The organism is Streptomyces sp. NPDC050617, assembly GCF_040654795.1.
Lineage (GTDB): Bacteria > Actinomycetota > Actinomycetes > Streptomycetales > Streptomycetaceae > Streptomyces.
This window is the reverse complement of sequence record NZ_JBFAIS010000001.1, coordinates 574,017-596,072: the sequence shown is the minus strand read 5'-3', so window position 1 is coordinate 596,072 and position 22,056 is coordinate 574,017. Positions and strand designations below refer to the sequence as shown.

Here is a 22,056-nt window from a genome sequence, read left to right as displayed (position 1 = left end):
GCGGTCCTTGCCTCAGCTCGCCGGGTAGCGGTCGACGGCGGGCGGCTTCGGGGCGGGGACCCCGGACAGGCCGAGGGTCGCGTCGTACGCCTTCTTCCAGTCGCCGTTCTTCTCGTGCGCCTCGATGGCGTCGTCGAGCGCGAGGCGCAGCGCGGTGTCGCCGCGCGGGACGCCGATGCCGTACGGCTCCTTCGAGAACGGCCTGCCCGCGAGCCTCAGCTCGTCGGGCACCTTGGCCGCGTAGCCCATCAGGATGCTGTCGTCGGTGGTGACCGCGTCCACCTGATAGGTCAGCAGGTTGTCGACGCAGATCGAGTACGTGTCATAGGCGACGGCGTCGGCCTTGGGATAGTCGGCCTCCAGGCGCTGGAGCGGTGTGGAGCCCGCGGCCGAGCAGACCTTCTTGCCGTCGAGGTCGCGGGGGCCGCGGATGTCCTTCTCGTCGGTCCGTACGAGCAGCCCCTGGCCGGCCATGTAGTACGGGCCGGCGAACCCGACCTGCTTCTTGCGCAGGGCGTTCACGGTGTAGGTGCCCACGTAGTAGTCGATCTGGCCGTTCTGGAGCGCGGTCTCGCGGTTGGCGGAGGCGATGGTCTTGAACCGGATCGTCTTCGGGTCGAGGCCGAGGGAGGCCGACATCATCTTGGCGATCTCGACGTCGAAGCCGGAGTAGCGGCCGTCGGCGGGGTCCTTCTCGCCCAGATAGGGCTGGTCCTCCTTGGCGCCGACGACGAGGTGGCCGCGGGCGCGGGCGCGCTGCCAGGTGGTGGAGCCGGGCAGCCGGAAGCCGTCGGCCACCCGGTAGACGGGCAGGGCTCCGGCCGGCGGGCCCTTGACGGGCGGGCTGCCGGACTTGCCGCAGGCCGCGGCGGACAGGGCCAGTGCGGCGAGTGCGAGGGCCGCCGCGGCCCGGCGGGGGCGGGTCGTGGGGCGGGAAGCCGGTTTCATCTCTGCTCCCCCGCTCAGTGCTTGAGGATCTTGGACAGGAAGTCCTTGGCGCGGTCGCTCTCCGGCGCGGTGAAGAACTCCTCCGGCGCGCGGTCCTCGACGATGCTCCCGTCGGCCATGAACACGACCCGGTTGGCGGCGGAGCGGGCGAACCCCATCTCGTGGGTGACGACGACCATCGTCATGCCGTCGCGGGCGAGTTGCCGCATGACCTCCAGCACCTCGTTGATCATCTCCGGGTCGAGCGCGGAGGTCGGCTCGTCGAAGAGCAGCGCCTTGGGGTCCATCGCGAGGGCGCGGGCGATGGCGACGCGCTGCTGCTGGCCGCCGGAGAGCTGGGCCGGGTACTTGTCGGCGTGGGAGGCGAGCCCGACGCGCTCCAGCAGTTCGCGCGAGCGCCGGTCGGCCTGTTCCTTCTTGCGGCCCCTGACCTTGATCTGGGCCAGGGAGACGTTCGCCAGCACGCTCTTGTGGGCGAAGAGGTTGAAGGACTGGAAGACCATGCCCACCTCGGCGCGGAGCCGCGCGAGGCTCTTGCCCTCCTCGGGCAGCGGCTTCCCGTCGAGGAGGATGGCGCCGGACTCGACGGGCTCCAGGCGGTTGATGGTCCGGCACAGGGTCGACTTGCCGGAGCCGGAGGGGCCGATGACGACCACCACCTCCCCGCGGCCGACGGTGAGGTTGATGTCCCGCAGGACGTGCAACGAGCCGAAGTGCTTGTTCACATCACGCAGCTCGATCAATGGATCGACGGCCATACCCAGCTCTACCCACTCTCAACCGTGTCGCGGTCAACGCAAACTATCCACCCGAATACGGGACTTCCCGGACGACACGCACATGGCGGGGATTAACCGACTTTTGACCTAGGTACGCAGAGCGGGCCTGGGTACCTAGCCTGAGGGGCACTTCGTGCGAAAGGACCCCAGGTGTGTGACCTCAGGCCCGTCTACCAGCGCATCGCCGACGACCTCCGGCAGCGGATCGACGAAGGCTCCCTGAACGTCGGCGACCGCATCCCCTCCCGCTCCGAGCTCAAGCGCGCGTACGAGGCGAGCGACCAGACCGTGGACCGCGCGGTGCGCGTGCTCAAGGCCGCCGGATACGCGGAAGGACAGTTCGGGCGTGGGGTGTTCGTCAGGGACCGGGCGCCGCTCGGCGCGCTGCTGCGCTCCACGGGAGCCGTCGACTCCCCCTTCGCCACGGTGATCCGGGGGTACGACCCGGAGCGCGAGCGCGACGCCGACGGGTGCCCGCCGCTCGGCCGGACGGCCTTCGGGAGCAGCGCCGCGGACACCGCGCTGACCTGGGAGGCCACCTCCGCCGAGATGGCCGCGCCGGACCGGATCGCCGTCCGGCTGGGGCTGGCGCCGGACACCGGGGTGCTCTGCACCCAGTACGAGTACCTCGCCAACCGGCGCCCCGTGCAGCTCGCCACGAGCTGGGAGCCGCTGTCGGTCACCGAGGGCACGGACGTCGCACATCCGGAGCGCGGCCCGTACGCGCGGCGCGGGGTGCGCGGGCGGCTGGCCGCCATCGGGATCCGGGTCGTACGGGCGCAGGATCTGGTCGGGTCGCGGCCGGCCACGAGCCGTGAGGCGGAGGCGCTGGGCTGTGCGGTCGGGCAGTGCGTGACGGTCGTCGAGCGCACCCACTTCGACTCCGACGACCGGGCCGTGGAGACCGCCGACATCGTGGTGCGGGCGGACCGGTGGCGGCTGGAGTACTCGATCCCGTTCGTCAGCTAGCGGGAGGCGGGCCAGGCTCGCCGCCGGCCCCGGCCCCGGCCCCGAGGCCGCCCGTCAGCTCGCGGCCGCCCGTCAGCTCTCCGCGATCTCCGCGTACAGCTGGGACAGCTCCGGCGCGCCGTCGGCCGCCCACCCCTGGCCCGCCTCGACCACATCGATCTCCCGGCCGTTGCCGAGCAGGACGACGGGCTGGCCGTCGGGCCGGATGTGCCAGCCCGCGCCGGCGACCGTGCGGACGACGACCGTGCCCAGATACAGCCCGGCGTCGTTGCCGAGCCACGGCAGCAGCTCCGGGTCCTCGCGCCAGCGCGGCTGCAACTGGTCCAGCGCCGCGAGCGAGGCGGCCGAGTCGTCCAGCGCTACCCCCGCCGACTGGGCCTGGGCGCGCAGCAGTTCGCACTCCGAGAGCAGTTCGGCGATGCCTTCCGGATCCATGTCGAGCGCCTCGGCCGGCGCCGTCGCGCGCTCCGGTCCGTGCCGCTTGCGCCAGTTGTCCAAGAAGGGAATGTTCATACCGCACAGGTTCCCACCCGCGCGGACGGCCTCACCACAGGCGCGCGGCATACCCTCTTGGCCCATTGGGCCTCCTTGACGTCGCCTGGACGCCTCTTTACCTTCATCCCGCCATAGCAGGGTCCGCCACCGGGGCCTCTGAAGCTCCCCCTTTTCACGCACGGCTTCATGGACCGGCGCGCGCACGGGCCGTACGGACCGGTACGCGCGTCGACGGGACACGGGAGGCAGCACACATGCTCGTACACATGTTCCGCGCGGCGCGCGGCGGGGACGGCCGGCACAGACCCGCGGCCGGGCTCGCGGCCGGGCTGCTCGCGGCGGGCGCCGCGCTGGCCCTGGCCGTACCGGCCGCGCCCGCCCTCGCCGCACCACGCCCCGCCGAGCCGCTCCCGCTGGAGCGGCTCTTCGACAATACGGCCGTCAGCGACGACGCCCGGCCCGGCGCGGCGGACTTCGACGGCGACGGCAATTCGCTCTCCGCCCAGGACCTGGCCGCCGCGGGCTGGACGCCGGGGCGCACCCTCGGCTTCGACGGGGCCCGGCTGCGGCTGCCGCGGTCCGCCGCCGGGACGCCGGACAATGTGCGCGCCGACGGGCAGCGCGTGCGGCTGACCGGGCGCGGCGACGCCGTCTCCTTCCTCATCGCCGGTACGGGCGGCACGGCGGCCGGCAGCGGCACGGTGCGCTATCGGGACGGCTCGCGCGGTACGTACGCGCTGGCCGCGCCCGACTGGCGGACCGGCCCGCTCGCGACGAAGGCGGTCGCGCTGCCGCACCTCAACTCCCCCGCCGGGCAGCGCGTCGAGAAGACACGGCTGTCCGTGGTGACCGTGCCGGTGGCGCGCGGCCGGGAGCTCGCGTCCGTGGTGCTGCCCGAGGCGCCCGGTCTGCATGTCTTCGCGGTGGCGGTACGGGCGGAGCCCAAGGGGTGGACGGGGAGCTGGGCGGCGTCCGCGTCCGGGTACACCGCGGTCGGGCCGTGGCGGGACCGGACGCTGCGGCTCGTCGTGCACGCCGGCGCGGGCGGGCCGCGGGCCCGGATCCGGCTGGCCAACACCTTCGCGGGGCGGCCGCTGGCGATCGGGCACGCGAGCGTGGCGCTCCGGGCGAGCGGCGCGGCGGCGGCCGGGCGGCCCGTTCCCCTGCGGTTCGGCGGCCGGGCGGGCGTCGAAGTCCCGGCGGGGGCCGAGCAGTTCAGCGATCCGGTGGGGTTCCGGGTGCCCGCCGGGGCCGATCTGCTGGTGAGCGTGCACCTGCCGGGGACGGTGAGCGCGCTGCCGACCCACACCCTGGCCCTACAGCGCTCCTATCTGAGCGCCGACGGCAGCGGGGACCGCACGGGCGAACGCGCCGCCAGCTCGTACGGCCAGTCGCTCACCACCTGGCCGCTGCTGACCGGGGTGGACGTCGGGGGCGGGCCGGGGTCGGTGGTGACGCTCGGCGACTCGATCACCGACGGCGCGAACTCGACGCCCGACGCCAACCGGCGCTGGCCGGATCTGCTGTGGAACCGGCTCGCGGCGCAGCACGCGGTGCCGCGGCTGGGCGTGCTCAACGAGTCCATCTCCGGGAACCGCGTGGTGACCGACCGCTATCCGGGGGACGGCGTCTCCACGATCGCCAGCGGGGTGAGCGCGCAGCACCGGCTGGACCGCGATGTGCTGGGCCAGACCTCGGCCCGTACGGTCCTCGTCTTCGAGGGCGTCAACGACGTGCGCGCGGGCACCCCGGCCGAGGAGGTCGTCGCGGGGCTGCGGGCCGTCACGGCGCGGGCGCACGCGCGGGGCCTGCGCGTGGTGATGGCCACGATCGCGCCGTGCGCGGGCGAGACGTACTGCACGCCCGCGGCGAACACGAAGCGCGAGCAGGTCAACGCCTTCATCCGCTCGGGCGGGGGCCGCTTCGACGCCGTGCTGGACTTCGACGCCGTGATCCGCGACCCGGCCCGGCCCGAGCGGATGCTGCCCGCCTACGACAGCGGCGACCATCTGCACCCCAACGACGCGGGGATGCGGGCGCTCGCCGACGCGGTCGAGCTGCGGTCCCTGGTGGGGTGAGCGGGGCGAGCGGCGGGGCGGGGCGTCCCGTCGCTCACAGGTCCAGGTCGACGACGACGGGGGCGTGGTCCGAGGCGCCCTTGCCCTTGCGCTCCTCCCGGTCGACGTAGGAGTCGGAGACGGCCTTGGCGAAGCCGGCGTTGCCGTAGACGAGGTCGATGCGCATGCCCTTGTTCTTCGGGAAGCCGAGGGCGCGGTAGTCCCAGTACGTGTACGGGCGGTCGTACTTGAGCGGGCGCGGCACCACGTCGGACAGGCCGGTCGCGCGGAGGGCGGCGAGCGCGTCGCGCTCCGCGGGGGTGACGTGGGTCGCCCCCTCGAAGAGGGCCGGGTCCCAGACGTCGTCGTCGGTGGGCGCGACGTTGAAGTCGCCGAGGACGGCGAAGGGCCGCTCCCCCGCGGCGTCGTCGGCGACGGCCGCCTTCAGCGCCTCGAACCAGCGGAGCTTGTAGGCGTAGTGCGCGTGGTCGACCTCGCGGCCGTTGGGCACGTAGACCGACCAGACGCGGGCGGGGCCGCAGGTGGCCGAGACGGCGCGGGGCTCCTGCGCGCCGTCGTACTCCGGGCCGCCGGGCAGGCCGACGACCACGTCGTCGAGGCCGACCCTGGACAGCAGGGCCACGCCGTTCCACCGGCCGGTCGCGTTGACCGCGGCCTCGTAGCCGATCTCGCGGAGGGCGTCGAAGGGGAACTGCTCCTCGGCGCACTTGGTCTCCTGGACGCACAGCACATCGGTGCCGCTGCTCTCCAGCCAGGCCAGCAGCCGGGGCAGCCGGGCGGTGATCGAGTTGACGTTCCATGTGGCGATGCGCATGTCCGCAAACCTACCGCCCGGGTCCGACAGTGACCGTCCGGCGGTGCCGGTGCGGATCGCCGCCCAGGTCACGGGGGCCGCTCAGGTCACAGCCCGACGCACTCGCCCGGGTCGAGCCGGAGGTGGTCCGCCCCGGCGACGCCGGGCCCGTCCGGGCCGAGCATCCGGTCGTAGACGGGCCGGGCGAGGCCGGTGAGCAGCGCGTCGTGGACGTCGAGGGCGCGCCGCGGCCCGATCTCGCGGACGTAGTCGATGATCTCGCCGACCTTGTTCCACGGGGCCATCACCGGGATCAGCAGGGTGTCGACGGGCTGTCCGGGGAGGGTCAGCGCGTCGCCGGGGTGGAAGACGGAACCGTCCACGAGATAGCCGACGTTGGTGATGCGCGGAATGTCGGGGTGGATGACGGCGTGCAGCTGCCCGTGGACCTGGACGTCGAAGCCGGCGGCGGTGAAGGCGTCGCCCTCGCCGACGGTGTGGACGCGGCCCGGAAAGGCCGCGGAGACCTGTTCGGCGACGCTGCGCAGCGTCCAGATCTCGGCGGCCGGGTTGGCGTCCAGGGCGGCCCGGAGCCGCCCCTCGTCGAAGTGGTCCGGGTGCTCGTGGGTGACCAGCACGGCGTCCGCGCCGACGGCCGCGTCCTGCTCGCTGAAGCCTCCGGGGTCGATGACGAGGGTCCGGCCGTCCTTCTCCAGCCGGACGCAGGCGTGGCTGTGCTTGGTGAGGTTCATGCCTCCATCCTGCTACGCGTGCGGGCTGGTCTCCTCCCGGATCACGCGCTGTGCCACGGCGAAGGCGGAGTTGGCGGCCGGCACCCCGCAGTACACGGCGGTCTGCAGCAGCACTTCCTTGATCTCTTCCGGGGTGAGGCCGTTGCGGAGCGCGGCGCGGGTGTGGAAGGCCAGCTCGTCGAGGTGGCCGCGGGCGGCCAGCGCCGTGAGGGTGATCACGCTGCGGGTGTGCCGGTCGAGTCCGGGGCGGCTCCACACCTCACCCCACGCGTAGCGGGTGATGAAGTCCTGGAAGTCGCCGGTGAAGTCGTCCTTGGCCGCTTCGGCGCGGTCCACGTGGGCGTCGCCGAGCACTTCGCGCCGTACCTTCATGCCCGCTTCGTACGCCTCGGCGGCGGGGCCGCCGGTCGCGACGGGCTGTTCGGCGGAGGCGATGGCGGCGACGGGTCCGCTGGGCACGGCGGGCGCCGTGGTGGGCGGCGGCGGGGGCGTGAGCTGCGGCTTGGGCACGGGCGGGGTGATCGCGTGGGGGCCGGTCTGCTCGTAGCCGCTCTGCCAGGAGGTGGTGAAGTGCCGGACCAGCAGGTCGGTGACGGCGGCGGGCTGCTCGACGGGGGCGAGGTGCGAGGTGCCGGGGACCAGGGCGAGCCTGGCGTCGGGTATCCCGGCGACCAGCACGCGGGCGTCGGCCGGCGGGCTGACCTGGTCCTCCGCGCCGACGAGGACGAGGGTGGGCACGCCGACGCGGCCGAGCTCCGCGCGGACGTCGAAGGAGGCGAGGGCCTCGCAGGCGGCGATGTAGCAGCCGGGGTCGGTGGTGCGGACCATCTGGACGGCCCATTCCACGATCGCGGGCTGGGCCGCGGCGAAGCCGGGGGTGAACCAGCGCTCGGGCGAGGAGCGGGCGATCGGGTCGAGCCCGTTCGTACGGACGACGACGCCGCGCTGCCGCCAGGCGTCGGCGGTGCCGAACCGGGCGGAGGAGGCGACGAGGGCGAGCGAGGCGAGGCGGTGCGGGTGGCGCAGGGCGAGGTCGGCGCCGACGGCCCCGCCGATCGAGCAGCCGACGTAGCCGAATCTGTCGACGCCCAGCTGGTCGAGGGTGACCAGCAGCCGGTCGGTGAGGTCCCCGATGGCGGTGGCGGGGTGCGCGGGCGCGCCGCCGTGGCCGGGCAGGTCGAACCGGATCACGCGCCAGTGCCGCGTCAGCTCCGGGATCTGCCGATCCCACATATGCCACGTGGTTCCGAGGGAGGGTCCCATGATCAGGACCGGGGCCTGCTCCGGCCCGTCGCACCGGTACTGCAGGGCTTCGGTCGTCGTCTCGCTCACGCTCCGCACGCTCTCATCTCTCATATATCTGTCACAACGGCCGGGCCGCTTCGCCCGCCCCGGACCGGTTCACGGTGTGCTGGTCGAGACCGTGAAGACTCTCGGGTGCTCCGGGTCGTCCAGGTTCGCCGTGATCTGGAGGGTCGGAAGCGGCTTCTTCTGAGTGTGGACGGTGCCGCTCCACTTGTGGGTTCCCCGGAACGTCCAGCCGACCTCGTCCGCCTGGTCGTCGTCGATGGTGACCTCGCCCTCCTTGAGCTCGTCCGGCGCGCTGCCGACCTTGTTCAGGAAGGTCTCGAACCCCTCGGCGGAGGTCGTGAACTGGAGGTAGAGCGAGCTGTGCTTCCAGGAGTTGGTCTCGTAACTGGCCACGTCCGCGGAGTACGGGGGGATCCAGACGCCGTACACGCGGCGCTGAAGCCGGGAGGGCCAGCCCTCCTCCAGGCCCTTCTTGGCCGCCTGCTCCTGCTTGGCGTCGCCGCCGCCGCGGCTCTGCATCGCCGAGATATAGAGGTAGCCGGCCGGGATCGCGATCAGCAGGAAGACGATGAGGGGCTTGAGCCAGCGGCGCGGCGGACGGCGGGCGGGGCCCGTGGAACCGCCGCCCCCACCGCCCCCGCCGCCGGCGGAGTCGTGCGGCGGGTCGGAGGCGGCGGTGCGGTCGGCGGCGATCATCCCCGGCCCGCCTGCCCGCGCGGCGCGAGCCGCACCGTGACCCCGGCCCGCTCGTACCGCTCCACGCGGCGGCGGTTCGCGCGCCGGAAGCGGCGGGCGACGAGCCGCGCCAGGTCGGCGGCGCCCACCATGCCCGCCTCGGGGCCCAGCTGGGCCTTGACGATACGGGCCTCCGGCCGGTAGCCGCGGCCGGTGAGGTGGCGGCGGAAGGCGTCCCGCGCCGGGCCGATCAGCAGGTCGTCGGCGGCGCTGACGCCGCCGCCGATGACGAAGCAGGAGGGGTCGAGGGCGGCGGCGAGGTTGGCGATGCCGACGCCGAGCCACTGGCCGATGTCCTGGAGCAGCTCGACGCACATGGCGTCGCCCTGCCGGGCCAGCTCGGTGATGAGCGGCCCGGTGATCTCGTGGACGTGGCCGCCGACCCGCTCGATGATGGTGTGCGCGACCGGGGAGTCGGCGGCGGCCAGCTCGCGGGCCTCGCGGACCAGGGCGTTGCCGGAGCTGTACTGCTCCCAGCAGCCGCGGTTGCCGCACGGGCAGCGGTGGCCGCCCGGTACGACCTGCATATGGCCGAACTCGCCCGCGACCCCGTACTTGCCCCGCTTGACCTGGCCGTCCTCCAGGATCGCGCCGCCGATGCCGGTACCCAGCGTGATCATGACGAGGTGGTCCTCGCCGCGGCCGGCGCCGAACCGCCACTCGGCCCACGCGGCCGTGTTGGCGTCGTTGTCGACCATCACCGGCACCGCCAGCCGCCCCGCGAGCCGGTCGCGCAGCGGCTCGTCGCGCCAGGACAGGTGGGGGGCGAACAGCACGCGGGAGCGGTGCGCGTCGACCCAGCCGGCCGCGCCGATGCCGACGGCATGCACGTCGTGCCGGTCGGAGAGGTCCAGGACCAGCTCCGTGATGGTGTCCTCGACGACCTTGGGGCTCTTGGACTTGTCCGGGGTCTCGGTGCGCACCTGCTCCAGGATGTTGCCGTCCGCGTCGACGACCCCGGCCATCACCTTGGTGCCGCCGATGTCGATGCCGACGGTCGGCACCCGGGGCGCGGTCAGGTGCGAGCGCCGCTCGCGCGTCCCGACGGTCTTGAGCACGGTCGCCCGGGCCGAGCCCCGGTGCACCCGCTCGCGGTACATGCTCATCGCCTGGCCCCTTCGCCGAGTCCTGCGCCGGCCGCTCTGCGGGCCGCGCTCGCGGCGCGGCCGGTGCGGGCCGCACGTACCGCGCGGCCGGTGCGTTCGCCTGGGGTGCGTGGTCGCACGAGTCGTCGTCCCTGCGGGTGTCTCGGGAGGCGCGTCGCCTCGGTCCTGCGGTCGGGCGTGGCGGGCTCGGCCCGCCGTGGCCGATTGTGCCTCACACGCGGTGCGCGGCGCGCGGTCACTCCTGGTCGCGGTCCGCCGCGGAGGCGCCGGACGGCCGCTCGCGCCCTTCGCCGGACGGCGGTGCGTCCTCCCCGGCTTCCCCCTCGTCCGGCTCCTCCACCGCGCGCCCCCCGATGACGTCCGGACCGGGCGCCCGCGCGAGCTCGTGACTGAGCTGCTCCAGCTCGCTGCCGCCCGCCATCTGCCGGGTGAGCTCGTCCAGGCCGATCTCGGACTTGGCGTGGCTGCCGGCCATCGCGCCGCGCTTGAGCAGCACGAACCGGTCGCCGACGAGATACGCGTGGTGCGGGTTGTGCGTGATGAGGACCACGCCGAGCCCGGCGTCGCGGGCCGCGGCGACGTACTTGAGCACCACCCCGGACTGCTTGACGCCGAGCGCCGCGGTGGGCTCGTCGAGTACGAGCACCTTGGCGCCGAAGTAGACGGCGCGGGCGATGGCCACGCACTGCCGCTCGCCGCCGGAGAGGGTGCCGATCGGCTGGTCGACGTCGCGCAGGTCGATGCCCATGCGCAGCAGTTCGGCGCGGGTGGTCTCGCGCATCCGCCGGACGTCGAGGCGCTTGAAGGGGCCGACGCCCTTGGTGGGCTCGGAGCCGAGGAAGAAGTTCCGCCAGACCGGCATCAGGGGGACGACGGCGAGGTCCTGGTAGACGGTGGCGATGCCGCGGTCCAGGGCCTCGCGCGGGGAGCCGAGGCCGGCCGGTTCGCCCTCGATCTCGAAGGCGCCCGCGTCGTGCCGGTGCAGCCCCGCGATGATCTTGATGAGAGTGGACTTGCCGGCCCCGTTGTCGCCCAGTACGCAGGTGATCTCGCCCGCGTGGACCTCCAGGGACACCCCTTCCAGGGCGCGGATGTTCCCGTAGAACTTGCTGACGTCGGTGAGCTCGACGAGAGCCGTCACTTGCTTGCCTCCGCACGCTTGCGGACCCATGCGTTCAGCAGGGTCGCCAGGAGGAGCATCCCTCCGAGGAAGAACTTGAACCAGTCCGGGTTCCACTGCGCGTACACGATGCCCTTGCTGGTCATGCCGAAGATGAACGCGCCGACCGCGGAGCCGATGGCCGAGCCGTAGCCGCCGGTCATCAGGCAGCCGCCGATGACGGCCGCGATGATGTAGAGGAACTCGTTGCCGACGCCCTCGCCGGACTGCACCACGTCGTAGGAGAAGAGCAGGTGCTGGCCGGAGACCCAGGCGGCGAAGGCGACCGCCATATAGAGGCCGATCTTGGTGCGGTTGACGGGGACGCCGACCGCGCGGGCCGCGTCCGCGCCGCCGCCGACCGCGAAGATCCAGTTGCCGACGCGGGTACGCAGCAGCACCCAGGTGGCCAGCGCCACCAGCGCGAGCCACCACACGATGGTGACCTGGAGGTCCACGTCGCCCAGCGAGAAGTGCGAGGCGAAGAGGGCGCGGGCCGAGGAGAAGCCCTCCATGTCGCCGATGGACTTGGTGGAGACCGTGCCGCTGATCAGCTTGGTGAACCCCAGATTGAGGCCCGTGAGCATCAGGAAGGTGCCGAGCGTGATGATGAAGCTGGGCAGCTTGGTGCGGGTGAGCATGAAGCCGTTGAAGAACCCGATGGCGAGGGTGACCAGCAGGGACACCCCGACGCCGACCCAGACGTTGGCCGTCATCTGGTAGCTGAACATCGACGAGATCAGCGCCGACGAGGTGACCATCACGCCCGTCGACAGGTCGAACTCGCCGCCGATCATCAGCAGCGCCACCGGCACCGCCATGATGCCGATCGTCGAGGACGCGTACAGCACGGTGCTGAGGCTGGACGCCTGGAGGAAGGTGTCGGCGACGATCGCGAAAAAGACGAAGACGGCGATCGCGCCGACGACCGAGCCCAGTTCGGGGCGGCCCATCAGGCGGCGCGCCGGCGAGCGGTGCACCAGTCTCTCGTCCCCCGCGGCCGGTGGCGTGTCGGTCGGCGGGGCGCTCATCGGGTCCCCCGCTTCGTGTACTTCTCCAGGTCGGCGGCGTCGTCCTTGGTGATGACCTGGGGGCCGGTGAGGACCGGCTTGCCGCCGCCGAGGACGTCGGCGTTGTACTTGTAGAGCCACAGCACGTCGACGGCCTCGTACCCCTGGAGGTACGGCTGCTGGTCGACGGCGAAGCCGAGGGAGCCGTCCGAGAGGGACCGGGCGACCTTGGCGTTGAGGTCGAAGGTGTCGACCTCGGCCTTGCTGCCGGCCTGCTCGGCGGCCTTGGCGGCGGTGGGGGCGAAGGGCGCGCCGAGGGTGACGACGGCGTCGACGTCCTTGTCGGACTGGAGCTTGGCCTCGATGGACGCCTGGACGTCGGGCATGTTCGTGCCGTCGACGTAGAGGTTGGTGAGGTCGCCCTTGAAGGTCTTCTTCGCGCCCGCGCAGCGCTGCTCGTGGCCGACGTTGCCCTGCTCGTGCAGGACGCAGACGGCCTTCTTCTTGCCGCGCTCGTTCAGCTCCTCGCCGACGGCCTCGCCCGCGATCGTCTCGTCCTGGCCGATGTGCGTCAGCGCCCCGAACCGCTTGGACTCCTCGGAGCCGGAGTTCACCGTGATCACGGGGATGCCGGCCTTCTCCGCCTTGGCCACGACGTCCTTGAGCGCGTCGGGCTTGGCGAGGGTGACGATCAGCCCGTCGACCTTCTGGTCGATGGCGGCCTGCACGAGCTGGGCCTGCTGGTTCGCCTCTTTGTTGTGGGAGTAGAGGAACTTGATGTTGTCCTTGGCAGCGGCCTGCTTCGCACCGTTCTGCACGATGTCCCAGAAGGTGTCGCCGTCGCCCGAGTGGGTGACCATCGCGAAGGTCCAGCGCGGCGTGTCCACGGCGGCCCGTCCCTGGGCGGCCTTGGCGGCCCGCTCCTCCGCCCGTTTGCCGCCCGTACTGCTGCACCCTGCCAGGGTCGCGCCGAGCACCGCTGCCAGCACGGCGCTGAACGCACGTACCCCTGTCCGAACCCTTGCCACGAGGACTTGCCCTTCTCACTGTCTGTCACGGTGCGGCCGGGCCCGATCAGGATTCGGGCCCGGCCGCCCAAGTATCCGTTACCCGTGTTCGCCGAGGGGCCAGCGGGTCCCGCGAGCGGCGAACTCCTCCAGCGCCGGCACGTCCGTACCGGTGACGGGGCGGAGCCCGCAGGGAGCGCTTTCCCGCCATCGGGGAGGTCGCGCGGTCCGCGGCGGGGCCGCCGGCGCGCGTACCGGGAGCCGCTGCCGTACGGGTCCTACGCATCGTGGTCCGCCTTCCGCCGCGGCCGCCCGATGGCGGCTGGAGGTGTTCTAACGGCGCACGGACCGCCGCGTCAAGACTTTGTCAGAACATTCTGACCGCCGGGCCGTACGGGCGTACGCGCCGAGGTACGGCCGAGCGGTCACGGCCGAGGACTCACGACCGAGGACTCACGGCCGTACGAGCAGCTGGAACTCGAAGGCGTAGCGCGAGGCCCGGTAGACGTGCGAGCCGAACTCGACCGCCCGCCCCGTGTCGTCGAAGGTCGTACGCTCCATCGTCAGCAGCGGCGCGCCCGCCGGCTCGCCCAGCCGCTCCCCCTCCTCGGCGGTGGCGGCGCGGGCCCCGACCGACTGCCGGGCGCTGTGCAGCGTGATGCCGGCGGCACGCATGAGGCGGTAGAGGCCGGTCGCCTCCAGTGCGGCGCCGTCGAGGTCGAGCAGCCCGGCGGGCAGGTGGTTGCGGAGATGCGCCATGGGTTCGCCGTGCGCGAGGCGCAGCCGCTCGACGAGGACGACCTCGGCGCCCTCGGGGACGCCGAGCGCCGCCGCGACCTCCGCGGTGGCGTGCTCGGCGGTGTGGCGCAGCACGCGGGTGGCGGGCCGCTGGCCCGCCGCTTCGAGGTCGTCGTAGAGGCTGCTCAGCTCCAGGGGGCGCTTGACCTGGCTGTGCACGACCTGGGTGCCGACGCCGCGGCGGCGGACGAGGAGGCCCTTGTCGACCAGGGACTGGATGGCCTGCCGGACGGTGGGCCGGGACAGGCCGAGCCGTCCCGCCAGCTCGATCTCGTTGCCGAGCAGGCTGCCCGGCGCCAGCTCGCCGTGTTCGATCGCCGCTTCGAGCTGCTGGGAGAGCTGGAAGTAGAGCGGCACCGGGCTGCTGCGGTCCACGCTGAACTGGAGGGGTCGGTCCTTCGCCACGCGGGGAGCCTAGCCGGATGAACTGATGACGGGAAGTCCTGAGGTCTGATTGTCCGGACAAATGGGGCCGGGTGATCCGATGCCTTGGGACGGCGGTCGGGCGGGGTGTCTAATGATCGCGTCCGAGGCCGCCCGGCCCGGACCGGGCGACCCGGAAGGACTGGCTCGATGAACGGCATACGAGGGCGCGCGGTGCGCCTCGCCGTCGTGGGCGCGCTCGGCGCGATCCTCGCGGTGACGCTCCCCGCCGCCCCGGCGTTCGCCAAGGGCGGCGCCGAGATCCGGATATCCCAGCACATGGTGCGGGTGGGGCACATGTTCGGAGTCCGCGTCAGCGGTTCGGAGAGCGGCGGGCGCGGCCGGTATCTGCGGGCCTGTGTGCAGGGGCGCTCGGGCTACCACGGCCGCTGGCGGAACGTGAAGTGCGGAAAGGTCACCGCGCACCGGGCCCGCGTCGACGCCCGGCTCACGGGGCGGCACCGGGGGACCTTCCAGTTCCGGGGCGTGCTCTACGTCCTGTCCGGGCCGCACGACAAGCGCCCGAAGGCGGGGCCCGCCTCCGCCCCGCAGACCGTGCGCGTGCACTGACCCGGGCGCACCGGCCGTACGGGCCCCGTCCGCGGCGACCTGGCGACCTGGCGACCTGGCGACCTGAGAGTGCGGCGGCCTGGCGGTGCGGCTGCCGTCACTTCATCCACTCGTCCCGGAACTTGGCGAACGTGATGTCGTCGGCGGTCAAGTGGACCCACTGGTCGACATAGTGCTTGAACTGCTCGTCCCCGCGCGGCAGCGCATACGCCTTCTCCGAGAAGGAGAACGGCTTCTCCTTGGCGCTCGTACGCACACCGGCCGGTGCCGGCGAGGGCGATGGCCGATGTGCGTAATCGTCGACGCGCTCAGGGTGGCAGAGCGGCGCGCCGCGGAGAAGGACGTGTCGCGTACTACGGCCCGGGGCACGCCGCGAGGCGCGCCCCGGGGTCAGAAGGTGACCGGCAGCCGGTGCGGGCCCCGGATGAGCATGCCCTCGCGGTAGGCCAGCGCGGCCGGGTGGGCGTCGAGCGCGAGGTCGGGGCAGCGTTCCAGGAGCGAGCGGACGGCGACGCGCGCCTCCAGCCGGGCGAGCGGGGCGCCGAGGCAGTAGTGGATGCCGTGGCCGAAGGCCAGGTGGCCCCGCGCGTCGCGGTGGATGTCGAACCGGTCGGGCTCGGCGAAGCGCCCCGAGTCCGCGTCGGCGTCGGCGATCGTCGCCAGGACCACCTCGCCGCCGCCCGGTATCAGGGTGCCGCCGATCTCGATCGGCTCAACGGTGAAACGGAACGTGGAGGTCTCCACCGGGCCGTCGTAGCGCAGCATCTCCTCGACAGCGTTGTCCAGGAGCGAGAAGTCGGCCCGCAGGTCCGCCAGTTGATCGGGGTGGCGGAGCAGCGCGAGGACGCCGTTGGAGATCAGGTTGACGGTGGTCTCGTGCCCGGCGACCAGCAGCAGCCAGGCCATGGCGAGCAGTTCGTCGTGGGAGAGCCGGTCCCCGTTCTCGTCGATGGTGCGGATCAGGCCGCTCAGCAGATCGTCGCCGGTCTCGTCGCGCTTCGTGACGATCAGGCGGCCGAGGTACGCGCGGACCTCTTCCATCGCCGTCATCTTCTCCGCGTACGGGGCGGGCCCGACCACGAAGTTCGACCACGCGCGGAACTCCTCACGGTCCGCGTAGGGCACGCCGAGCAGTTCGCAGATGACGCTCATCGGCAGCGGGAAGGCGAGCGCGTCGACGAGGTCCGCGCCGCGCGCGCCGTCGGCGAGCATCGCGTCGAGGAGTTCGTCGGTGAGCTGCTGCACGCGCGGCTCCATCGCCGCCACGCGGCGCGGGGTGAACGTCCGTACCACCAGCTTGCGCAGCCGGGTGTGGTCCGGCTGGTCGGTGTTGAGCATATGGGCGCCGAGCGGCTCGAAGCCGATGTTGGCGTGCTCGGAGGCGTTCTCCAGCCGCTTGGACAGGCGGTCGTCGCCGAGCGTGGCGCGCACCTCGTCGTAGCCGACGACGAGCCAGGCCGGAATGTCGTCGGCGAGCGTCACGCGGTGTACGGAACCGCGCTCGCGCAGCTCCGCGTAGACGGGGTACGGATTGCGCACGAAGTCCTCGCCCATCGCTGACAGGTCGATGATCTCGAATGCTTCGGTTGTCACGGGGACCCCCATTCGACGGGATATCACCGGGGTAACGCCCGGACAGATCACGATCGTTCCCCAGTTTCCTCAATTCTGCTTGCGGAGCGGGCAGTTCCGGCTGATACGACCGGAACTGCCCTTGGAGATCCCGGATTCCCCTCGCAAGGCTCGCGAGAGGGGAGCGGTTAGCCGAGGACCGCCGGCTTGAGCACCTCCTCGCACCACTGGCGGAATCCGGTGGGCGTGGTCCCGGGGGTGCTCGGCTGGGCGGCTCCGTAGAAGCCCTGTTCGTTGAGGGCCGTCATCATGTCGGCGGCGCCCCGCGCCCAGTCCTCGCTCGCCCCGGCCTCCAGCAGCCGCGCCCGGTAGGCCGCGCCGTCGACCGGCTGGAGGCGGACCGGGCGGCCCAGCACCTCGGAGACGATCCCGGCCATGTCCTCGGGCGTCAGGTCGTCGGGTCCGGCCAGCGGTACGTCCTCGAAACCGGTCCAGAAGTCGTCGAGCAGCAGCCGGACCGCCGCGGCGGCGATGTCGCGGGTGGTGCAGGTGCGCAGGACACCGCTGCCCGGCAGGGCGACCAGGCCCGCGTCGCGGATCAACCCCGCCTGGCCCAGCAGGTTCTCCATCAGGAACGGCGCGCAGAGCGCCCGGTAGTGCACGCCCATCCCCGCTATCGCCTCGTCCATGGCGAGCGAGGCCGAGATGATGCCGGCGTTCTTCGCCGTGCCGCGGCCCAGGGTGGAGACGCCGACGATCCGCTCGACGCCGCCCCGCGCGCCGGTCACCTCGCGCAGCGGCTCGGTGAAGTCGCGGAAGTGGCCCTCCACGTTCGGGACGCCCGGGGTCGGCGGGACCAGCCAGAACAGGCGGTCGGCGCCCTGGCACGCCTTCTCCAGCGTGTCGGGGTCGGCGTGCGACCCCTGTACGACCTCGACGTTCGCGCGCACGCGGGCGGGCAGGCGGGCGGGGTCGCGGGCGATCACCCGGATGCCGGCCGCGCCGCCGCCTTCGGCATTGGCGTTGGCGCCGCCGACATGGGTGCCGCCCTCGGTGTCGAGGAGGCGGTCGAGGACCTCCCGGCCGATCTGGCCGGTCGGGGTGGTGACGACGATCATGAACTACTCCACTGAGAATGCCGGGACTGCCGAGGAGCGCCGGACTGGGTGATGCCCGCGCCGACGAGCGCTCGTGCCGGAAGCCGGTACGGGCGCGTGCCTGACGGGATGTGGTCGAGCTTGCTGTGCGGGCGGCCCGAACTGAAGGACCCGCCCGCTCCGGCTTGTTACCCTCAGGGCAATACCGTGCCGCCGCCACGTACCGACGGGCCGAACAGGGAGGTGAGGGCGTGGAGTCCCGACCGCTGCGCTACTTCGTCGCCGTCGCCGAGGAGCTCAACTTCGCCCGCGCCGCCGAGCGGCTCGGCATCTCCCCGCCGCCCCTCTCCCGCGCCATCCGCCAATTGGAGACGGAGATGGGCGTCACGCTCTTCGAGCGGAACACCCACAGCGTGGCGCTGACCCCGCCCGGAACGGTGCTGCTCACGGAGGCGAGGATCGCCCTGGACGCCCTCCAGGCGGCCGAACGGCGGACCCAGCGGGCGGCAGCGGCCGAGCCGAAGCTGATCCTGGCCATGAAGGCCGACGGGGACGCGGGACTGCTGGCGCCGATCCTCGCGCGCTTCGCGACGGAGCCCGAGGCCGTACCGGTCGCCGTCCGGCTCTGCGGCTGGCACGAACACGCGCGGCTCCTGCGCCGCGGGGAAGCCGACGCGGCCCTGGTCCACGAGCCGTTCGACCGTACGGGCCTGGACTCCGAGCAGTTGACCGCCGAGCAGTGCGTCGCGGCCATCGCCGCCACCCACCCGCTAGCCGGCCGGGACCACCTGGCCCTCGCCGACCTCGGCCTGCTCCCCGAGGACCTGCCCCGGTTCGTCCACGAGACCCGCTCCGCGGGCCGCGACCTCGCGCAACTGCTCACCCTCGTGGCCCTGGGCGGCCCCACTCCCCTGCTGCCCACCTCCGTCGCCGCCCGCTACCCCCGCCCCGGCGTCGTCTACCGCCCGGTCCCGAACACGCCGCCCGCGGTCCTGTCCATCGCCTGGCCCCAGCAGTCCCGCTCGACGGCCACGGCGGCGCTGGTCCGTACGGCGGTGGCCGTGGCGGAAGAGGCCGCGCGGAACGGCTCCTAGGAATCCGTCGCGCCCGTGCCTTCCTTGGCGGACATGAGCCCGTACCGCCGCCTGTTCCGTAACGAGCGGAAGCGGGAGCTCAGTTCGCGCGCGGGCCGAGCAGGTCCTCGAAAAGGGTGTCCACCAGGTCGTCGGGGATGCTCGCCCCCGTCAGGGCGCGGTAGACGATCGGGCCGACGAGGGCGTCGAGCGCGGCGTCGGGCCCGAGGCCGGGCGAGAGCTCGCCGGCGTCGATGGCGTGCGCGAGCATGGCGCGCTCCTGGTCCCGGCGCGGACCGAGGTACCGCTCGTGGAAGCTCTTCGCCGTCGCGGGGTGGTGCTGCGCCTCGGCGAGCAGTGCGAGCAGGACCTTGCCCGCCGGGTCGCGGGTGAGGAAGCGCGCGAAGCCGCGCAGATAGCCGCGGACGGTCTCGGCCGTGGGCCGCTCCGTCGGCACGGGCAGGCTCTTCTCGCTGTCCGCGATGAGCGTGTCGAGGAGGATCTCGACCTTCGACGGCCACCAGCGGTAGATCGTCTGCTTGGCGACGCCGGCGCGCCGCGCGATCGCCTCGACGGTCAGGCCGCCGAAGCCGTGCTCGTCGAGCAGATCGTCCGCGGCGTGCAGCACAGCCAGCCGCGCGGCCTCGTCGCGACGGCTGCCGGACCGCGGCCTGCGGGGCTGTGAGCTGGTATCGGGCATGCGGGACACCCTACCCGGCGGCGGATTCCTCCCGCGGCATTGTCTAGACGCGACGTCTCGTCTACTCTAAATCGCACCACCACTCGTCGCTTGGGAGCGCATGTGTCCACCACGCCCGATCACCGCCAAGCCCTCGTCATCGGCGCCTCCCGGGGGCTGGGGCTCGTCCTCGTCGACGAGCTCGCCCGGCGCGACTGGCAGGTCGTCGCCACGGCGCGCACGGACGGCGGCGCGCTGCGCGCCGACGCCGACGCGTCGAACGGCCGGCTGACCGTCGAATCACTGGAGATGAACGACCCCGAGCAGGTGGCCGCGGTGCGCGAGCGCCTGGCGGACCGCCGGTTCGACCTGCTCTTCGTCAACGGGGCGGTGAACCGGGGGAACCTGTCGATCGACCAGGTGCCGACCGACATGTTCACCGAGGTGATGATCACCAACGCGCTGAGCCCGCTGCGCGTCCTGGAGTCCCTGCGCGGCCTCGTCGTGCCCGGCGGGACGGTGGCGGTCATGTCCTCCGAGCAGGGCAGCGTCTCGCGGAACACCGAGGACGGCTACGAGCTCTACAAGGCCAGCAAGGCCGCGCTCAACCAGCTGATGCGCAGCTACGCCACCCGGCACGCCGACGACGGGCACACCAAGCTGCTCATCGACCCCGGTCACAACCGGACCGAGCTCGGCGGCTTCGACGCGCCGCTCGACCCCAAGGAGAGCATCCCGGCCGTGGTCGACGTCCTCGAAGCCCAGGCCGGCGCCCCCGGCCTGCAATTCCTGGACCGGCACGGCGAGCCCGTGCCGTGGTAGAGCGGCGGGCCGAAGGACCGGAGGGGCCCGCAGCCGCCCCCGGCCCCTTGGTTCCTGTCGTCCCCGGCCCTTTGATCCCGGCCGTCCCCCGGCCGGCCCTCTGAACCCGGCCGCCCCGGCCCCTTACGGAATCTCGACGTCCGCCAGGCGGGCCAGCAGGTCCGACGCGCGCTTGGCCACGGCGTCGCGGTCGCCTTCGGAGAGGGCGCTGCCCATGCCGCAGGCCACGGCCCCGGCGGCTATCCACTCCGGGGCGTTCTCCAGGGTCACGCCGCCGGTGGGCAGCAGCGCGGCCTGCGGCAGCGCGGCCCGTACGTCCTTGATCCAGCGGGGGCTGTACCCGGAGGCGGGGAACAGCTTGAGGGCGTCCGCGCCCAGCTCCATGGCGGTGATGATCTCGGTGGGCGTGGCGACGCCGGGGAAGACGGGGATGCCGTACCGGTGGCCGGTGCGGATGACCTCGGCGTCCAGGCCCGGGGAGACCAGGAAGCGGGCCCCCGCGTCGATGGCCATCCGGGCGGCGGGCGCGTCCAGCACCGTACCCGCGCCGATCATGACGTCGTCGCCGACCTCGCGGGTCAGGGTGGTGATGGACTCCAGCGCGAACGGGGTCGTCAGCGAGATCTCCAGACTGGTGATGCCCGCGGAGAGCAGGGTGTCTGCCGTCGCCGTCGCGTGGTCGTAGCTGTCACTGCGGATGATGGCGAAGACCCGTTGCGCGAGCGCGGCCCGGGTGATCTCCCAGCGGTACACGGCAGTTTCGCCGCCCTTCTTGATCTGGGTTTCTACGGTGGTCGGTGGCCGTTGCCCGCGCGGGCGCGGCCGGCCGTCGAGGGACGGGGGCGTGGGACGAAGGTCCATGGTCAGCGGTGCACCGCGTCCGTGCCGTCGGTGAAGGCGGCGAGCGCCCGGTCCCGGTCGGCCGCGGTGGGCAGCCCCTCGGTGTCGGTGGCGGTCTGCACGCAGAGCGCGGCGACGCAGGCGGCCTCGGCGAGCGCGCGGGGCTCGGGCAGCCCGCGCAGCACCCCGGAGAGATAGCCCGCGGCGAAGGCGTCGCCCGCGCCCACCGGGTCGGCGACCGGTACTTCGTAGGGCGGCCGGTCCCAGCGGCCCTCGGCGGTGACGGCGGTCGCCGAGTGGTCGGCGCGCTTGATGACGACCGTACGGGCCCGGCCCGTCAGCAGGTCGGCGGCGGCCTCGTCGGCGGAGCGGCCGGTGAGCGTCTCCAGTTCGCCGTCGCCCGCCAGCACCAGGTCGGCCTCGGCCAGCAGCGGCCCGACGATCTGCGCCCACTGGGCCGCCCCGCCCAGCTTGCGCCGCACGTTGGGGTCGAAGGAGACCAGGGCCCCGGCGGCGCGCGCCAGCTCGATGAGGCGCTGGGTGGCGGCTGCGGCGGTCGGCGAGAGCATGGGGGTGATGCCGGATATGTGCAGCAGTCGGGCGCCTTCGAGCGCTTCGGGGCGGATGTGCTCGGGCGCGAGCTGGGAGGCCGCCGAGCCCGCCCGGTAGTACTGCACGTCTATGGCGCGGTGCGGGTGGCTGTCGCGCAGCAGCATGCCCGTGGGGGCCGACGCGTCCAGGTCGACGTGGCCGACGTCCACGCCGTCGGCGCGCAGTTCGCGCAGGACCGCCTCGCCCGCCGGGTCCGTACCCAGCCTGCCGATCCAGCGTGTGCGGTGCCCCAGCCGGGCCAGGCCCGTCGCCACATTGGACTCCGCGCCCGCCACCGAGCGCCGAAACCGTACGGCCCGTTCCAGCGGAACACCGGGCTCGGCGAGCATGAGCAGCATCGCCTCTCCGCAGGTGACCGCCTCGGGCGCGTTTGTCACCGATGCCACTGATGTCACCGAGTGCCTCCCCGATCGCCGTTTCTTGCGAAA

22 protein-coding genes and 1 pseudogene are annotated in these 22,056 nt (G+C 72.9%); 5 read left to right on the top strand and 18 right to left on the bottom strand.

What is annotated here, in order from left to right:
- Window positions 1–12: 12 nt before the first annotated feature.
- A complete protein-coding gene (locus AB0I49_RS02530) occupies window positions 13–948 on the bottom strand; it encodes a glutamate ABC transporter substrate-binding protein (protein ID WP_363224904.1) in 936 nt (311 codons plus the stop codon).
- 14 nt (window positions 949–962) lie between these two features.
- Window positions 963–1,706 carry an amino acid ABC transporter ATP-binding protein gene (locus AB0I49_RS02525; RefSeq protein ID WP_363224903.1) on the bottom strand — a complete coding sequence of 248 codons (744 nt, stop codon included), beginning with the start codon at window positions 1,704–1,706 and terminating at the stop codon, window positions 963–965.
- Window positions 1,707–1,877: 171 nt separating this feature from the next.
- Here AB0I49_RS02525 and AB0I49_RS02520 point away from each other — a divergent pair, with 171 nt between their 5' ends.
- Window positions 1,878–2,696: a GntR family transcriptional regulator gene (locus AB0I49_RS02520; protein WP_363224902.1), complete on the top strand. Its 819-nt coding sequence runs from the start codon at window positions 1,878–1,880 to the stop codon at window positions 2,694–2,696.
- Between the two features lie 72 nt (window positions 2,697–2,768).
- Here AB0I49_RS02520 and AB0I49_RS02515 read toward each other — a convergent pair whose 3' ends face one another.
- On the bottom strand, window positions 2,769–3,209 hold the full coding sequence (locus tag AB0I49_RS02515; RefSeq protein ID WP_363224901.1) for a DUF6278 family protein: 441 nt from the start codon (window positions 3,207–3,209) through the stop codon (window positions 2,769–2,771).
- A gap of 236 nt (window positions 3,210–3,445) precedes the next feature.
- Here AB0I49_RS02515 and AB0I49_RS02510 point away from each other — a divergent pair, with 236 nt between their 5' ends.
- Complete coding sequence (locus tag AB0I49_RS02510; RefSeq protein WP_363224899.1) at window positions 3,446–5,269, top strand: SGNH/GDSL hydrolase family protein; 1,824 nt, start codon at window positions 3,446–3,448, stop codon at window positions 5,267–5,269.
- Between the two features lie 34 nt (window positions 5,270–5,303).
- Here AB0I49_RS02510 and AB0I49_RS02505 read toward each other — a convergent pair whose 3' ends face one another.
- From AB0I49_RS02505 to AB0I49_RS02465, 9 genes are all read right to left on the bottom strand, one after another.
- Window positions 5,304–6,083 carry an exodeoxyribonuclease III gene (locus tag AB0I49_RS02505; RefSeq protein ID WP_363224897.1) on the bottom strand — a complete coding sequence of 260 codons (780 nt, stop codon included), beginning with the start codon at window positions 6,081–6,083 and terminating at the stop codon, window positions 5,304–5,306.
- Window positions 6,084–6,169: 86 nt separating this feature from the next.
- Window positions 6,170–6,814 (bottom strand): MBL fold metallo-hydrolase, encoded by a 645-nt coding sequence (locus AB0I49_RS02500; protein ID WP_363224896.1) that lies wholly within the window; start codon window positions 6,812–6,814, stop codon window positions 6,170–6,172.
- 12 nt (window positions 6,815–6,826) lie between these two features.
- The gene (gene pcaC, locus AB0I49_RS02495) at window positions 6,827–8,146 is read right to left on the bottom strand and encodes a 4-carboxymuconolactone decarboxylase (RefSeq protein ID WP_363224895.1); all 1,320 of its coding nucleotides are present in this window, start codon (window positions 8,144–8,146) and stop codon (window positions 6,827–6,829) included.
- Between the two features lie 69 nt (window positions 8,147–8,215).
- Window positions 8,216–8,821: a hypothetical protein gene (locus AB0I49_RS02490; RefSeq protein WP_363224893.1), complete on the bottom strand. Its 606-nt coding sequence runs from the start codon at window positions 8,819–8,821 to the stop codon at window positions 8,216–8,218.
- The gene (locus AB0I49_RS02485) at window positions 8,818–9,966 is read right to left on the bottom strand and encodes an ROK family glucokinase (RefSeq protein WP_363224892.1); all 1,149 of its coding nucleotides are present in this window, start codon (window positions 9,964–9,966) and stop codon (window positions 8,818–8,820) included. Before AB0I49_RS02485 ends, AB0I49_RS02490 begins: the two co-directional genes overlap by 4 nt.
- 235 nt (window positions 9,967–10,201) lie before the next feature.
- Complete coding sequence (locus AB0I49_RS02480) at window positions 10,202–11,137, bottom strand: ATP-binding cassette domain-containing protein (protein ID WP_363224891.1); 936 nt, start codon at window positions 11,135–11,137, stop codon at window positions 10,202–10,204.
- Window positions 11,104–12,156 (bottom strand): ABC transporter permease, encoded by a 1,053-nt coding sequence (locus tag AB0I49_RS02475; RefSeq protein ID WP_363224889.1) that lies wholly within the window; start codon window positions 12,154–12,156, stop codon window positions 11,104–11,106. Before AB0I49_RS02475 ends, AB0I49_RS02480 begins: the two co-directional genes overlap by 34 nt.
- Window positions 12,153–13,124: a sugar ABC transporter substrate-binding protein gene (locus AB0I49_RS02470; protein ID WP_363224888.1), complete on the bottom strand. Its 972-nt coding sequence runs from the start codon at window positions 13,122–13,124 to the stop codon at window positions 12,153–12,155. The genes AB0I49_RS02475 and AB0I49_RS02470 overlap by 4 nt, the downstream gene beginning before the upstream one ends.
- A 471-nt stretch (window positions 13,125–13,595) precedes the next feature.
- Window positions 13,596–14,345: a GntR family transcriptional regulator gene (locus tag AB0I49_RS02465; RefSeq protein ID WP_363224886.1), complete on the bottom strand. Its 750-nt coding sequence runs from the start codon at window positions 14,343–14,345 to the stop codon at window positions 13,596–13,598.
- A 168-nt stretch (window positions 14,346–14,513) separates the two neighbouring features.
- Here AB0I49_RS02465 and AB0I49_RS02460 point away from each other — a divergent pair, with 168 nt between their 5' ends.
- On the top strand, window positions 14,514–14,933 hold the full coding sequence (locus AB0I49_RS02460; RefSeq protein ID WP_363224884.1) for a hypothetical protein: 420 nt from the start codon (window positions 14,514–14,516) through the stop codon (window positions 14,931–14,933).
- Between the two features lie 97 nt (window positions 14,934–15,030).
- Here the strand turns inward: AB0I49_RS02460 and AB0I49_RS02455 are convergent.
- The 3 genes and pseudogenes from AB0I49_RS02455 to AB0I49_RS02445 all read right to left on the bottom strand — a co-directional run.
- Window positions 15,031–15,171 (bottom strand): annotated as a pseudogene (locus tag AB0I49_RS02455) (ABC transporter substrate-binding protein); the annotation flags it as partial.
- Between the two features lie 152 nt (window positions 15,172–15,323).
- Entirely contained in the window at window positions 15,324–16,526 is a 1,203-nt protein-coding gene (locus tag AB0I49_RS02450) for a cytochrome P450 (RefSeq protein ID WP_363224883.1), read from the bottom strand.
- A 167-nt stretch (window positions 16,527–16,693) separates the two neighbouring features.
- Entirely contained in the window at window positions 16,694–17,623 is a 930-nt protein-coding gene (locus AB0I49_RS02445; protein ID WP_363224882.1) for an NAD(P)H-binding protein, read from the bottom strand.
- A 230-nt stretch (window positions 17,624–17,853) separates the two neighbouring features.
- Here AB0I49_RS02445 and AB0I49_RS02440 point away from each other — a divergent pair, with 230 nt between their 5' ends.
- Window positions 17,854–18,696: a LysR family transcriptional regulator gene (locus AB0I49_RS02440; protein ID WP_363224881.1), complete on the top strand. Its 843-nt coding sequence runs from the start codon at window positions 17,854–17,856 to the stop codon at window positions 18,694–18,696.
- Between the two features lie 79 nt (window positions 18,697–18,775).
- Here AB0I49_RS02440 and AB0I49_RS02435 read toward each other — a convergent pair whose 3' ends face one another.
- Window positions 18,776–19,375, bottom strand: a complete 600-nt coding sequence (locus tag AB0I49_RS02435; RefSeq protein ID WP_363224880.1) for a TetR/AcrR family transcriptional regulator — start codon at window positions 19,373–19,375, stop codon at window positions 18,776–18,778.
- 102 nt (window positions 19,376–19,477) lie between these two features.
- On the opposite strand from AB0I49_RS02435, the gene AB0I49_RS02430 reads away from it, so the two are divergent.
- Entirely contained in the window at window positions 19,478–20,176 is a 699-nt protein-coding gene (locus AB0I49_RS02430) for an SDR family NAD(P)-dependent oxidoreductase (RefSeq protein WP_363224879.1), read from the top strand.
- Window positions 20,177–20,299: 123 nt separating this feature from the next.
- On the opposite strand, the gene AB0I49_RS02425 is transcribed toward AB0I49_RS02430, so the two are convergent.
- Together AB0I49_RS02425 and AB0I49_RS02420 are read right to left on the bottom strand one after the other, a co-directional pair.
- Window positions 20,300–20,929 carry a bifunctional 4-hydroxy-2-oxoglutarate aldolase/2-dehydro-3-deoxy-phosphogluconate aldolase gene (locus AB0I49_RS02425; protein ID WP_363224967.1) on the bottom strand — a complete coding sequence of 210 codons (630 nt, stop codon included), beginning with the start codon at window positions 20,927–20,929 and terminating at the stop codon, window positions 20,300–20,302.
- A gap of 110 nt (window positions 20,930–21,039) precedes the next feature.
- Window positions 21,040–21,966 carry a sugar kinase gene (locus AB0I49_RS02420; RefSeq protein ID WP_363224966.1) on the bottom strand — a complete coding sequence of 309 codons (927 nt, stop codon included), beginning with the start codon at window positions 21,964–21,966 and terminating at the stop codon, window positions 21,040–21,042.
- Between the last annotated feature and the right edge of the window lie 90 nt (window positions 21,967–22,056).